13 protein-coding genes are annotated in these 13,295 nt (G+C 51.6%); 12 read left to right on the top strand and 1 reads right to left on the bottom strand.

The annotated features are described in order from the left end of the window. The 11 genes from GZ59_RS13510 to ptsG all read left to right on the top strand — a co-directional run bounded on the left by GZ59_RS13510 (window position 1) and on the right by ptsG (window position 10,549). On the top strand, window positions 1-954 hold the full coding sequence (locus tag GZ59_RS13510; protein ID WP_011093371.1) for a beta-ketoacyl-ACP synthase III: 954 nt from the start codon (window positions 1-3) through the stop codon (window positions 952-954). 17 nt (window positions 955-971) lie between these two features. Then, window positions 972-1,901, top strand: a complete 930-nt coding sequence (gene fabD / locus GZ59_RS13505) for an ACP S-malonyltransferase (RefSeq protein WP_011093372.1) — start codon at window positions 972-974, stop codon at window positions 1,899-1,901. A gap of 14 nt (window positions 1,902-1,915) precedes the next feature. Then, the gene (fabG, locus tag GZ59_RS13500) at window positions 1,916-2,650 is read left to right on the top strand and encodes a 3-oxoacyl-ACP reductase FabG (RefSeq protein ID WP_011093373.1); all 735 of its coding nucleotides are present in this window, start codon (window positions 1,916-1,918) and stop codon (window positions 2,648-2,650) included. 154 nt (window positions 2,651-2,804) lie between these two features. Next, complete coding sequence (gene acpP, locus GZ59_RS13495) at window positions 2,805-3,041, top strand: acyl carrier protein (protein ID WP_005970506.1); 237 nt, start codon at window positions 2,805-2,807, stop codon at window positions 3,039-3,041. An 82-nt stretch (window positions 3,042-3,123) separates the two neighbouring features. Further along, on the top strand, window positions 3,124-4,365 hold the full coding sequence (gene fabF, locus GZ59_RS13490; RefSeq protein WP_011093374.1) for a beta-ketoacyl-ACP synthase II: 1,242 nt from the start codon (window positions 3,124-3,126) through the stop codon (window positions 4,363-4,365). A 127-nt stretch (window positions 4,366-4,492) separates the two neighbouring features. Beyond that, entirely contained in the window at window positions 4,493-5,290 is a 798-nt protein-coding gene (pabC, locus tag GZ59_RS13485) for an aminodeoxychorismate lyase (RefSeq protein WP_039292444.1), read from the top strand. Window positions 5,291-5,304: 14 nt separating this feature from the next. Next, entirely contained in the window at window positions 5,305-6,324 is a 1,020-nt protein-coding gene (gene mltG / locus GZ59_RS13480; RefSeq protein WP_039292443.1) for an endolytic transglycosylase MltG, read from the top strand. Further along, complete coding sequence (tmk, locus tag GZ59_RS13475; protein WP_011093377.1) at window positions 6,314-6,973, top strand: dTMP kinase; 660 nt, start codon at window positions 6,314-6,316, stop codon at window positions 6,971-6,973. Before mltG ends, tmk begins: the two co-directional genes overlap by 11 nt. Next, window positions 6,973-7,983, top strand: a complete 1,011-nt coding sequence (holB, locus tag GZ59_RS13470) for a DNA polymerase III subunit delta' (RefSeq protein WP_011093378.1) — start codon at window positions 6,973-6,975, stop codon at window positions 7,981-7,983. Before tmk ends, holB begins: the two co-directional genes overlap by 1 nt. Before the next feature lie 19 nt (window positions 7,984-8,002). After that, complete coding sequence (locus GZ59_RS13465) at window positions 8,003-8,800, top strand: metal-dependent hydrolase (RefSeq protein WP_011093379.1); 798 nt, start codon at window positions 8,003-8,005, stop codon at window positions 8,798-8,800. A gap of 315 nt (window positions 8,801-9,115) precedes the next feature. Beyond that, a complete protein-coding gene (ptsG, locus tag GZ59_RS13460; protein ID WP_011093380.1) occupies window positions 9,116-10,549 on the top strand; it encodes a PTS glucose transporter subunit IIBC in 1,434 nt (477 codons plus the stop codon). Between the two features lie 156 nt (window positions 10,550-10,705). Here ptsG and GZ59_RS13455 read toward each other — a convergent pair whose 3' ends face one another. Continuing rightward, complete coding sequence (locus GZ59_RS13455; protein ID WP_039292441.1) at window positions 10,706-11,503, bottom strand: helix-turn-helix transcriptional regulator; 798 nt, start codon at window positions 11,501-11,503, stop codon at window positions 10,706-10,708. 123 nt (window positions 11,504-11,626) lie between these two features. Between GZ59_RS13455 and GZ59_RS13450 the strand changes: the two genes are divergently transcribed. Beyond that, window positions 11,627-13,078, top strand: coding sequence for an MFS transporter (locus tag GZ59_RS13450; RefSeq protein ID WP_039292438.1), 1,452 nt, complete (start codon window positions 11,627-11,629; stop codon window positions 13,076-13,078). Window positions 13,079-13,295 lie beyond the last annotated feature (217 nt).

The raw sequence follows: 13,295 nt of genomic DNA, 5'->3' as shown, positions 1-13,295 counted from the left end.
ATGTATACAAAAATAATCGGAACAGGCAGCTATCTGCCTGAAGAAATCAGGACGAACGCTGATTTAGAAAAAATGGTGGAAACGACGGACGAATGGATCGTCACACGTACTGGAATCCGTGAGCGCCGTATTGCTGCGCCGGATGAAAACGTTGCGACCATGGGATACCGTGCCGCGCAGAAAGCGCTGGAGATGGCGAATGTCGATGCTTCTGAAGTCGGCCTTCTAATTGTTGCTACAACATCATCAAGCCATGCTTTCCCTAGCTCAGCCTGTCAGGTTCAGCAGTTATTAGGGATCAAAGATACGATTGCTTTCGATCTGGCTGCTGCCTGCGCGGGTTTTACCTATGCGCTGAGCGTTGCCGATCAATACGTTAAAAGCGGTGCGGTGAAATACGCACTGGTGATCGGTTCCGATACGTTGTCTCGTACATTGGATCCTGAAGATCGCGGTACGCTTATTCTGTTTGGTGATGGTGCGGGTGCCGTGTTGTTAACAACATCAGAGCAACCGGGTATTCTTTCCACCCATCTTCATGCCGATGGCCGCTATGGCGAGTTGTTGACGTTGCCTCATCAGGATCGTAACCATACTGATAAGCCTGCTTATCTGACGATGGCGGGTAATGAAGTCTTTAAAGTGGCTGTGACTGAACTGGCACACATTGTTGAAGAAACGCTGCAAGCGGCTCAACTGGACAAAAGTGAATTAGACTGGCTGGTGCCTCATCAGGCTAACCTGCGTATCATCAGTGCCACGGCGAAAAAGCTGGGCATGGGGATGGACAAAGTGGTTGTGACGCTGGATCGTCATGGTAATACCTCTGCGGCTTCCGTGCCTTCAGCGCTTGATGAAGCGGTACGCGATGGGCGTATTAAACCAGGACAACTGGTGCTGCTTGAAGCCTTCGGTGGTGGCTTTACTTGGGGTTCCGCGCTGGTTCGCTTTTAATTAAACAGGATTGTGATATGACGCAATTTGCAATGGTGTTTCCCGGTCAGGGATCGCAGACGGTAGGGATGTTGGCTGAACTTGCAGCAGAATACCCGGTCGTTACCGAAACGTTTGCTCAAGCTTCCGAAGTGTTAGGTTATGACTTGTGGCAGCTTACCCAGCAAGGGCCAGCTGAAGAGTTGAATAAAACCTGGCAGACACAGCCTGTGTTACTGACCGCTTCTGTTGCTATCTGGCGTGCCTGGCAGCAGCAGGGAGGAAAAACTCCTGCGTTGATGTCTGGTCATAGCCTCGGTGAGTATTCTGCACTGGTTTGTGCGGGTGTTCTGGATTTCCAACAGACTGTTCGTCTGGTTGAATTGCGTGGCAAACTGATGCAAGAAGCGGTGCCTGAAGGCACTGGTGCGATGTATGCCATTATCGGCCTCGATAACGATGCGATTGCCAAAGCGTGTGAAGAATCCGCGCAGGGGCAGGTGGTATCGCCGGTAAACTTCAACTCACCGGGGCAGGTAGTGATTGCGGGTAATAAAGATGCCGTTGAGCGTGCTGGTGCTGCGTGTAAAGCTGCTGGCGCGAAGCGCGCGTTGCCTTTGCCTGTCAGCGTACCGTCACACTGCGCGTTGATGGAGCCCGCTGCGAAGAAGCTTTCTGTGGCACTGGAATCCGTGACATTTAATTCTCCGGTCATCCCAGTTGTAAATAATGTAGATGCAAGTATCGAAACCACACCAGAAGCGATTCGCAATGCGCTGGTGCGACAACTTCATTGCCCAGTACGTTGGACTGACTGTGTTGAATTCATGGCCTCTCAGGGCGTTGAGTCACTATTAGAAGTCGGGCCGGGTAAAGTATTGACTGGCTTAACCAAACGAATCGTCGATACCCTGACAGCAGCTGCGGTGAACGATCCTGCTTCTCTATCAGCGGCGATTGAGAAATAAGAGCGGAGAAGACAATGAGTTTTGAGGGGAAAATTGCACTGGTTACCGGTGCAAGCCGTGGTATAGGGCGTGCCATCGCCGAGACGTTGGTTGCTCGCGGGGCAAAAGTCATTGGTACTGCAACCAGCGAAAAAGGTGCTGAAGCCATTAGCAGCTGGCTGGGTGAGAACGGTAAAGGTTATATGCTGAATGTTGCTGATGCAGCATCAGTAGAAAGCGTGTTAGCAGAAATTCGCGCAGAATTCGGGGAAATTGATATTCTTATCAATAACGCGGGTATCACCCGTGATAACCTGCTGATGCGTATGAAAGATGATGAATGGCACGATATTCTGGATACCAATTTGACCTCGGTATTCCGTATGTCTAAAGCAGTTATGCGTGCCATGATGAAGAAACGTTTTGGCCGTATCATTACCATCGGTTCCGTTGTGGGAACGATGGGCAATGCAGGACAAGCTAACTACGCGGCAGCGAAGGCGGGGCTGATTGGGTTCAGCAAATCCCTCGCGCGTGAAGTGGCTTCTCGTGGTATTACGGTCAACGTGGTCGCGCCTGGTTTTATCGAAACAGATATGACTCAGGCATTGACAGAAGAACAGCGAGCAGGCATTTTGACGTCGGTTCCAGCTAACCGACTCGGTGATGCTAAAGAAATCGCCAGTGCTGTTGTATTTTTAGCCTCTGATGAAGCTGCTTACATTACTGGCGAAACATTGCATGTCAACGGCGGCATGTATATGATCTAAAAAGCTCGAAAACTATTTGCTTTATTTGCGGTGATAACCGCAAAATAGCACAAAATCGTGGTTCGACCAGCCGAGATTTTGTTGCATCTTTTCAAACATTTTATACACTACGAAAACCATCGCGAAAGCGAGTTTTGATAGGAAATTTAAGAGTATGAGCACTATCGAAGAACGCGTTAAGAAAATCATCGTTGAACAGCTTGGTGTTAAGCAGGAAGAAGTCGTAAACAATGCTTCTTTCGTTGATGACCTCGGCGCTGATTCTCTTGACACTGTTGAGCTGGTAATGGCTCTGGAAGAAGAGTTTGATACTGAGATTCCAGACGAAGAAGCTGAAAAAATCACGACTGTTCAGGCAGCCATTGATTTCATTCAGGCTAACCAGCAGTAAGCGAACATATCTAGGCGGTCATTCGACCGCCTAAGTTTTTTTGTCCCGCAGTGTCTTTTTTTTCCCTCCCTGGAGGATAAGCGTGTCTAAGCGTCGAGTAGTTGTGACCGGACTGGGCATGTTATCTCCTGTCGGCAATACAGTTGAGTCTACCTGGAGTGCTCTTCTTGCCGGTCAGAGTGGTATCAGCCTGATCGACCATTTCGATACTAGTGCCTACGCAACGCGTTTTGCTGGCTTAGTAAAGAATTTTAATTCTGAGGAATTCATTTCGCGTAAAGAAGCACGCAAAATGGATGCCTTTATTCAATATGGTGTTGCTGCTGGCGTTCAGGCTATGCAGGACTCCGGTTTGGAAGTAACGGAAGAAAACGCTCCGCGTATCGGTGCGGCGATTGGTTCCGGCATCGGCGGTCTGGGTCTTATTGAAGAGAACCACACTGCGCTGGTGAACGGTGGCACGCGTAAAATCAGCCCGTTCTTCGTACCGTCAACCATCGTCAATATGGTGGCTGGGCATCTTACTATCATGTTCGGACTGCGTGGCCCCAGCATTTCTATCGCTACTGCCTGTACGTCTGGCGTGCATAATATTGGCCATGCCGCACGTATCATTGCCTACAACGATGCGGATGTGATGTTGGCCGGTGGTGCAGAAAAAGCCAGTACGCCATTAGGCGTCGGTGGATTCGGTGCCGCTCGTGCATTGTCTACGCGCAATGACGATCCTCAGGCGGCAAGCCGTCCGTGGGATAAAGATCGTGATGGTTTTGTACTGGGCGACGGCGCTGGCCTCATGGTGCTGGAAGAGTATGAACACGCGAAAAAGCGCGGTGCGAAAATCTATGCAGAAATTGTTGGGTTTGGCATGAGCAGCGATGCGTATCATATGACGTCTCCGCCGGAGGACGGTTCAGGCGCCGCGCTGGCGATGGAGAACGCACTGCGTGATGCTGGTGTGTCAACGAGCCAGATCGGTTATATCAACGCGCATGGCACTTCTACGCCTGCGGGTGATAAAGCTGAGACACAGGCCGTGAAATCCGTGTTTGGTGCGGACGCCAGTCGTGTACTGGTTAGCTCGACAAAATCCATGACGGGTCACTTGTTGGGTGCAGCAGGCGCGGTGGAGTCAATCTTCAGTATTCTTGCTCTGCGCGATCAGGCTGTTCCGCCAACGCTCAACTTGGATAATCCAGATGAAGGCTGCGATCTGGATTTTGTGCCGCATGAGGCGCGTCAGGTCAGCAATCTGGAATACGTACTCTGCAACTCTTTCGGTTTCGGTGGAACCAACGGTTCTCTGATCTTCCGTAAAGTTTGATTGCAATAGCGTCATAAAAAACCCGGTTTCCGGGTTTTTTTTTGCCTGAATAAAATCAGACACACCTGCTTGTCTACGATGCCGCTTTACTGGCAAGCTGACGGCGATGAATGACGTGGAGCTTATTATGCTGTGGATTAATGGTCAGTTACAGGAACAGCTCTCGGTACTCGATCGGGGTACACAGTATGGTGACGGCTGTTTTACGACCGCCAGAATATGTGATGGCGAGATTGTCTGGCTCGATCGACATATCGCACGACTGCAACAGGCTGCTACGCGCTTATTATTTCCTGCCGTTGACTGGGAAGATCTGCACGTTGAAATGATAAGCGCAGCGCAGGGACGATCGAGCGGCGTAGTGAAAGTCATGCTAACGCGTGGCGTCGGCGGGCGTGGTTATAGTGCGCAAGGTTGTGTGCAGCCAACCCGAATAGTCATGCAGGCAGATTATCCTGCGCAGTATGCCGTCTGGCGTGAGCAGGGTATTAGCCTGAATTTGAGCCCTGTGGCGTTAGCTAAAAACCCGCTGTTGGCGGGAATCAAGCATCTGAATCGGCTTGAACAAGTGTTAATTCGTGCACATCTTGACCAGACCCCAGCCGATGAGACCCTCGTGCTTGACACCTCTGGTGCGCTAGTGGAATGCTGTGCCGCTAATTTATTCTGGCGTAAGGATCATCGTGTCTATACGCCGGATTTATCTCAATCAGGTGTGGATGGCGTTGCGCGACAGCATATGATTGCCTTGCTGGCAGATTCTGACTTCGATCTCCAGATCGTCAGTGAATCAGTAGACACATTGGCTGACGCGGATGAAGTGCTGATTTGTAACGCATTAATGCCGATAGTCCCCGTGAATCAGGCGCATGTCTGGCGTTACCACTCCCGAGAGCTTTATCAATTCCTGAGTTCTGACTGCTAGTAGATGGTTGATTTATGAAAAAAAAGAAAATTGGTTTGCTGATTATCGCCGCTGTTGTTCTGATGTTGCTGGTAGCGTGGCAGAAAATGCAGCGTTTTGCTGGTTCTCCATTGGCTATCGAAAAAGAAACTATTTTCACGCTTCCGGCCGGTACGGGAAGAGAAGGGCTGGAAACGCTGCTTCTCGATCAAAAAATTATTACTGATGGTGCGTTTTTTCCGTGGCTGCTGCGTATCGAGCCTGAATTGGCAAAATTCAAGGCAGGTACGTATCGCTTTACGACGGGAATGACCGTACGCGAGATGTTGGCCTTACTGTCCAGCGGCAAGGAAGCGCAATTTACCATCCGCTTTGTTGAAGGTTCACGTCTAAAAGAGTGGATTGTCACATTACAGCAGGCACCTTATATCAAGCATGCGCTGGCCGATAAAACCGAACAGGACATCGCCACTCAGTTGGAAATCAACGATAAGGCGAACCCGGAAGGTTGGTTTTATCCTGACACGTATTCATACACGGCCGGTACGAGCGATAGCGCCCTGTTACAGCGTGCGCATCAGCGTATGAAAAAAACGGTGGATGACGTATGGAAAGGGCGTGAAGAAGGCTTACCCTACAAGACCCCTGACGAGTTGCTGACGATGGCGTCAATCATTGAAAAAGAAACGGCAATCAATGAAGAACGCACGCAGGTCGCTTCCGTTTTTATCAATCGCTTACGGCTTGGTATGCGGTTGCAAACTGATCCCACGGTGATTTATGGCATGGGGGATGACTATAAAGGTGTGATAACCCGTAAAGCATTAGATACGCCGACGCCTTACAATACTTATGTCATCACCGGCTTACCGCCGACGCCGATCGCGATGCCGGGGAAAGCGTCATTGGATGCGGCTGCACATCCTGCTAAAACGTCGTATCTGTATTTCGTGGCGGATGGAAAAGGCGGACACAGTTTTACCACTAACCTTGCAGACCATAATCGTGCTGTAAAGGTATACCGCTCAGCGTTAAAGGAACGGGATGAACAGTAAATTTATCGTCATTGAAGGATTGGAAGGCGCAGGGAAGACCACGGCGCGCAATATTGTTGTGGAAACGCTGCGATCACATGGTGTGAAAGAGGTGCTGTTCACGCGAGAGCCCGGCGGTACACCGTTGGCGGAGAAGCTACGTGAACTCATCAAGCAAGGTATGGCCGATGAGAAGGTCACCGACAAAGCGGAAGTTTTGATGCTCTACGCGGCCAGAGTTCAATTGGTGGATAATGTCATCAAACCTGCATTGGCAGATGGGAAATGGGTTATCGGCGATCGCCACGATCTCTCTTCGCAGGCTTATCAGGGCGGTGGACGTGGGATCGATCAGCAACTGCTGCGCTCACTGCGCGATACCGTGCTGGGTAATTTTCGTCCGGACCTGACGCTCTATCTTGATTTGCCGCCAGCCATCGGTTTGCAGCGTGCGCGTCAACGCGGCGAACTGGATAGAATCGAGCAAGAGTCGCTGGCTTTCTTTGATCGCACACGTACCCGCTATCAGGCGTTGGCGGCGGAGGATGACAGCATCCTGACGATCGATGCTTCACAATCTATTGATGCCGTCAGTGCGGATATTCAGGCCGCGTTACAGCAGTGGTTGCAGCAACAAGGATTGCAGCCTGTCGTACAGGTACAGTACTGATGGATTGGTATCCGTGGCTGAATGCCTCTTATCGGCAGCTTATCAGTCAATATCAGGCAGGCAGAGGCCACCATGCGGTGTTGCTGCATGCGCTGCCGGGCATGGGTGATGAATCGCTTATTTATGCGCTGAGTCGCTGGCTAATCTGCAAGCGACCTGACGGAATGAAAAGCTGCGGCCAGTGCCATTCTTGTAATTTGATGACTGCGGGAACGCACCCAGATTGGCATGTGCTGAGCCCGGAGAAAGGCAAGCACAGTCTGGGTGTCGATCCGGTGCGTGACGTCGTGGAAAAAGTATACCAACACTCCCGACAGGGCGGAGCAAAAGTGATCTGGCTGGCTTCCGCTGAGCAACTGACAGAAGCCGCAGCGAACGCACTGCTGAAAACGCTGGAAGAACCCCCACAAAATACCTTCTTTTTATTGGGTTGCCGTGAGCCGGCTCGGTTGTTAGCAACCTTACGCAGTCGTTGCCTGTATCACTATCTGGATGTGCCGAATGAGACGCAGAGTATCTTGTGGCTGAATACGCGCCATCGTCATGATAGTAAGGCATTGCGTACGGCATTGAGATTGCAATCGGGCGCGCCGCTCGCTGCCGAAGCATTATTGCAGCCAGAACGTTGGAAGCAGCGGAGCGTGCTGTGCCAAACATTTTCTGCTGCGATGACTTCACGGGACCAGTTTTCGTTGATAGCACAACTGAATCATGACGATGCGGATGCACGTATTCACTGGCTGGCCGCGCTACTGCTGGATGCAATGAAATGGCAACAGGGAGCCCGTGAGCATCTGGTGAATCAGGATCAGATCGAACTGGTTGAGCGTCTGGCGCTCGAACCTTCTGCGCACTTACAGTATGAACTGCAACAGTGGCTGGCTTGCCGACAAAAATTGCTGACTGTCACCGGTGTGAATCGTGAACTGCTGTTAACGGAACGCCTTCTTGATGGCGAACGCACGCTTGCTTCATCGGTTAAGCGCGACAGCCATCCATTTTCTGTTTAATTACTATCGAGTAAATATCATGTTGTTAGTGGATTCCCACTGTCATCTTGACGGTCTGGATTATCAGTCATTGCATAAAGACGTCTCCGACGTGCTGGAGAAAGCGAAACGCCGCGATGTCGGTTTCCTTCTGGCGGTGGCGACAACGCTGCCCGGCTATCGTGCCATGGTGGAGTTGATCGGAGAGCGTGATAACGTGGCGTTTTCCTGCGGTGTTCATCCCCTCAATCAGGAAGCCCCCTATGATTATGCCGAACTGCGTGAGCTAGCCAGCGCCAGTCGCGTGGTGGCAATGGGGGAAACGGGGTTGGACTATTTCTATCAGCAGGAAACGAAAGTCCAACAGCAGGAATCGTTTCGCGAACATATTCGGATTGGCAATGACCTGAATAAGCCAGTCATCGTGCATACGCGAGCTGCCCGTGAAGATACGCTGGCAATTCTGCGTGACGAACACGCGGAGAAATGCAGTGGCGTTCTACACTGCTTTACGGAAGATTTGATCACGGCAAAAGCCTTGCTGGATATGGGGTTCTACATCTCATTTTCTGGGATCGTGACGTTTCGTAATGCAGAGGAATTGCGTGACGTAGCGCGCTACGTACCGCTGGATAGGATGTTGATTGAGACAGATTCCCCTTGGTTAGCGCCTGTCCCATTCCGAGGTCAGGAAAACCAGCCTGCGTATGTGCGTGATGTCGCGGAATACCTTGCCGTAGTGAAAGGTACATCGCTGGAAACCCTCGCGGCTGCCACGACAGAAAACTTTTCCCGCCTGTTTCACATCGATCCGGCTCGGTTGACCACAGCACAATAGTGGCTGAGAATAGCCGAGTTTTTTTTACCCGTGTAATTAATAGCGACACATAATCCCCTTGATCAGGTTTTTCCTCTTCAGGGGGGCGTGTTTTTTAGCGATATATCACAAAAAAGTGCAATATCTGTTCGTTCTCAGCCTGTTGGCTTGTGGAAACGTGATAGCAATCAAACATTGTGAACGCTATTTATTTTACTCTGCGTAAAAATTAAAGGGGGCTAAGACACCCCAACTCGCAAAGGCCATCCTCCCCACCTTTGCTTATAGATGAAGTATCAGAAGTAAAAGCACTATTACTCAGGAGCACACTCAATTATGTTCAAGAATGCATTCGCAAACCTGCAAAAAGTAGGTAAGTCGCTAATGCTGCCCGTATCCGTACTCCCTATCGCAGGTATTCTGCTGGGTGTCGGTTCGGCCAATTTTAGCTGGTTACCTGAAATTGTCTCCAGCGTCATGGCACAGGCTGGTGACTCGGTATTTGCCAACATGCCGCTGATTTTTGCTATCGGTGTTGCCCTGGGCTTCACCAACAATGACGGTGTTTCCGCACTGGCGGCGGTGGTGGCTTACGGCATCATGGTGAAAACCATGGCGGCGATTGCGCCGATAGTTCTTAATCTACCGGCTGCCGAGATTACTGCGAAGCACTTGGCAGATACCGGTGTTCTGGGCGGGATCATTGCCGGTTCGATTGCCGCGTATATGTTTAACCGCTTCTACCGCATCCAACTGCCTGAGTATCTGGGCTTCTTTGCCGGTAAACGCTTTGTACCGATTATTTCGGGTCTGACGGCAATCATTATCGGTACGGTGTTGTCTTTCATATGGCCACCGGTCGGTAGTGCTATCCAGGTATTCTCTCACTGGGCAGCGAATGAGAACCCGACGTTGGCATTCGGTATTTACGGTGTCGTTGAACGTTCTCTGGTACCGTTTGGTCTGCACCATATCTGGAACGTACCTTTCCAGATGCAAGTGGGTGAATTCACCAATGCGGCTGGCCAGGTTTTCCACGGTGATATCCCACGTTACATCGCGGGTGACCCAACTGCGGGTAAATTGTCCGGCGGCTTCCTGTTCAAAATGTACGGTCTGCCAGCGGCGGCGATTGCTATCTGGCATTCGGCTAAACCAGAAAACCGCGCGAAAGTGGGCGGTATCATGATCTCTGCGGCACTGACCTCGTTCCTGACGGGTATCACTGAGCCAATTGAGTTCTCATTCATGTTTGTTGCGCCGATCCTGTATGTGATCCATGCGATTCTGGCGGGTCTGGCGTTCCCAATCTGTATCCTGTTGGGTATGCGTGATGGTACAAGCTTCTCTCACGGTCTGATCGACTTTGTGGTACTGAGCGGCAACGGTAGCAACCTGTGGCTGTTCCCGATTGTGGGTCTGTGCTATGCGTTGATTTACTACACCATTTTCCGCGTTCTGATTACTAAGCTGAACCTGAAAACGCCGGGCCGTGAAGATAGCTCATCTGAGCAAGTTTCGCAGGACAGCACCGAAATGGCTGCTGCACTGGTTAGCGCGTTTGGTGGTAAAGAAAACATCACTAACCTGGATGCATGCATCACTCGTTTGCGCGTTAGCGTAGGCGATGTGGCTAAAGTTGATCAGGCTGGCCTGAAAAAACTGGGCGCAGCAGGTGTTGTTGTGGCAGGTTCCGGTGTTCAGGCAATTTTCGGTACAAAATCCGATAACCTGAAAACCGATATGGACGACTACATCCGTAACCATTGATGAGTTGTTGGGGAGTTGCAGAAAGGGGCGAAAGCCCCTTTTTTATGGTTATCATCAAACGGTCTTCAAAACATGAACGGCGAGACTCTTATCTGCTTATGTAGCGAGATCCTATCGTATATTTGTCTATCTTTCTGATACCGCATCAGCGCCATATCATATTCTTTCCTGAGATTGCTGCGCATAAACCACCAGGCGCAGATGCCGATCTTCATCGATGGTCAGCGACGTGTGCTCGAAGGCTTCAGGCTTGCCCTCAATCATCAGTTGGCGAACCCCACTGCACGGCGCATGCACATCATGCTGACGCCACCACATTTTGAAGTCTGGCGACACTTGTTCCAGTTCATCCACTAGCTCATGAATATCAGCCTCCTGCGTTGCGCGAGCGAAATCGCGGCGAAAACTCGACAACATTTGTGGTGCTTGTTTCTCCCAGCCGACAAATCGCTCATGCAACAACGGATCGGTAAACAAGAGCCAGAGCAGGTTACGTCTCTCGGAGGGATGCGCGTCAAAGCCGAAAAACTGGTTCGCCGGTTCATTAAAGGCCAGTACGTCCCAGCGCAGATTGAGTATGTAAGCTGAATGCGGGGCCAGATCGTGCATTAGACGCCGTACCAGTGGTGGAACCACGCACCACGTCTTACCCGGCTCGACAGGTGGCCGTTCATGTGCCAGCAGGTACAGATGGCGACGTTCGGCCGCATCAAGTTTGAGCACCCGTGCCAGGCTGTCCAAAAAGGCTGCTGACACACCAATGTCGCGTCCTTGTTCGAGCCAGGTATACCAGGTCAGGCCGACCCCGGCCAGTGCGGCCACTTCTTCGCGTCGCAGCCCCGGCGTGCGCCGTCTTCCACCACTGGGCAAACCTACATCAGCGGGTGACACCCGTTCGCGGTGCGCGCGCAAAAAGGCCGCCAGATCGTGGCGAGTTCTCTCCAATGTTCTCATCGTTTACCGAGTTACTTTTAGTAATAGCATAAGTTGTTAAATTGTAATCGTTTAAAAGAGGTTTGAGAATGATGGCGTGATGACTCTTGATACATAAATTCGCGATACACAAGGATAGACAACATGAACTCAACTTATCGTGCTTCGGCTGTAACGACGACGGCCAATAGTCCGCCTTGGCTCGGTCTGTCTGTGCTGCTCATGGCGGGCTTTGTTACGATCTTCGATCTGTTCGTGGTCAATGTTGCCATCCCCAGCATGCAGGCCGACTTGGGTGCCAGCTTCGCGCAGATCGGCTTTATCGTTGCGGGTTACGAACTGGCTTTCGGTGTGCTGCTGATTACGGGTGGCCGATTGGGAGATATATTTGGGCGACGCCGCCTGTTTGTCGTGGGCATGGCTGGATTTACGATTGCTTCTGCGCTGTGTGGCTTAGTGCCCAACGCAGAATTTCTGATTAGCGCACGCATCTTGCAGGGACTCGCGGCCGCGCTACTGTTCCCACAGGTTTACGCCTCTATCCGCGTCAATTTCGATGGGAACGATAGTCGCCGTGCCTTCGGTCTGCTGGGGATGACGCTGGGGCTAGCCGCTATCGCGGGTCAGGTACTGGGAGGATGGCTGGTGCATGCCAACCTATTCGGGCTGAGCTGGCGTAGCATCTTTCTTATTAATGTTCCTATTGGTCTGTTGGCTATCGCGGCAGCTCGATTTATTCCTGAATCCCGTACGCCGCTGCGCCCTTCGCTGGATTGGGCGGGTGTGGCGCTGGTTAGCATTGGGTTGACGTTGCTGCTGGTGCCGCTGATCGAAGGACCGGGACAAGGCTGGCCTGCATGGAGCCTGTGGATGCTGGCTGCTGCGGCTGTCCTGCTGACAGTTTTTTATCACCAGCAGGAATGGCGACAACTAGCGGGACATCTTCCGCTGGTTGATATGCGTCTGCTCGTGCAGCGTCGGTTCCTGTTGGGCGTGTTGCTGGTGCTGCTGGTGTATTCCACATCCAGCTCATTTTTCTTGTGTTTTGCTCTGCTGGTGCAAGTTGGGTTGGGGCTCGATCCCTTTCTCGCCGGTAGTATTTTCGCGCCTTGTAGCGTGGGCTTCGTTCTGGCGTCGCTGGCTGCACCGCGCCTGGTTGCCCGCTGGGGTATGCCAGCCATCGTCGCGGGGGCGTTAGTTTATGCCGTTTCCATCGGGCTGTTGATTATGCAAGTGCAGCTAGCGGGAGCGAATCTGGTGGCCGCATGGCTGATTCCTGTGCTGGTGGTGCTTGGTGCAGGTCAAGGTTTTATCATGACGCCGCTACTGAATCTGGTTTTGGGCTTTGTAAATGAAGCTAAGGCCGGTATGGCATCGGGCGTGATCTCGACGGTTCAGCAGGTTGGGGCGGCGTTGGGTGTGGCAGTGGTTGGCATCTTGTTTGGCACCGCGCTGGCGACAGGCGATGACGCTGTTACACAAGCGGATCAATACATTTCTGCCTTTGTCGTGGGAATGCTCTACAACTTAGGCGCGGCTTTGCTGGTTTGCATCCTGTTGTTAATGTTGGTGAGAACGCCGCAGTCGGTTAACTGACAAAGGAAGGGACGCGATGGGCATTCGCTAAGCGGCGTCAAACCCTTGCCGCCGTGGTGATAGCGTGGCAGTGTTCGGTACAGACAGGTTTTTTCTGCGTGTCGTATTTTGACCACCTGCACCAGAAATAGACGAAGAAGGTTGAAAGAAATGGAATATGTCACTCATACTGCCTACATGACGTCGTTCAACGCCAGCTTTAACAAGGAAATCAATC

Origin of the sequence: Pectobacterium atrosepticum, assembly GCF_000740965.1 — a bacterium.
In the GTDB taxonomy this organism is placed as follows: Bacteria; Pseudomonadota; Gammaproteobacteria; order Enterobacterales; family Enterobacteriaceae; genus Pectobacterium; species Pectobacterium atrosepticum.
Note: the sequence above shows the minus strand (reverse complement) of the source record. Positions and strands in the feature narration are given on the sequence as shown.

What these genes read in the sequence shown, in the direction of transcription:
- fabG (WP_011093373.1), top strand. Translation starts at nt 1,916, where the DNA reads ATGAGTTTTGAGGGGAAAATTGCACTGGTTACCGGTGCAAGCCGTGGT.
- holB (WP_011093378.1), top strand. Translation starts at nt 6,973, where the DNA reads ATGGATTGGTATCCGTGGCTGAATGCCTCTTATCGGCAGCTTATCAGT.
- GZ59_RS13465 (WP_011093379.1), top strand. Translation starts at nt 8,003, where the DNA reads ATGTTGTTAGTGGATTCCCACTGTCATCTTGACGGTCTGGATTATCAG.
- mltG (WP_039292443.1), top strand. Translation starts at nt 5,305, where the DNA reads ATGAAAAAAAAGAAAATTGGTTTGCTGATTATCGCCGCTGTTGTTCTG.
- GZ59_RS13455 (WP_039292441.1), bottom strand. Translation starts at nt 11,503, where the DNA reads ATGAGAACATTGGAGAGAACTCGCCACGATCTGGCGGCCTTTTTGCGC.
- ptsG (WP_011093380.1), top strand. Translation starts at nt 9,116, where the DNA reads ATGTTCAAGAATGCATTCGCAAACCTGCAAAAAGTAGGTAAGTCGCTA.
- tmk (WP_011093377.1), top strand. Translation starts at nt 6,314, where the DNA reads ATGAACAGTAAATTTATCGTCATTGAAGGATTGGAAGGCGCAGGGAAG.
- GZ59_RS13450 (WP_039292438.1), top strand. Translation starts at nt 11,627, where the DNA reads ATGAACTCAACTTATCGTGCTTCGGCTGTAACGACGACGGCCAATAGT.
- pabC (WP_039292444.1), top strand. Translation starts at nt 4,493, where the DNA reads ATGCTGTGGATTAATGGTCAGTTACAGGAACAGCTCTCGGTACTCGAT.
- acpP (WP_005970506.1), top strand. Translation starts at nt 2,805, where the DNA reads ATGAGCACTATCGAAGAACGCGTTAAGAAAATCATCGTTGAACAGCTT.
- fabD (WP_011093372.1), top strand. Translation starts at nt 972, where the DNA reads ATGACGCAATTTGCAATGGTGTTTCCCGGTCAGGGATCGCAGACGGTA.
- GZ59_RS13510 (WP_011093371.1), top strand. Translation starts at nt 1, where the DNA reads ATGTATACAAAAATAATCGGAACAGGCAGCTATCTGCCTGAAGAAATC.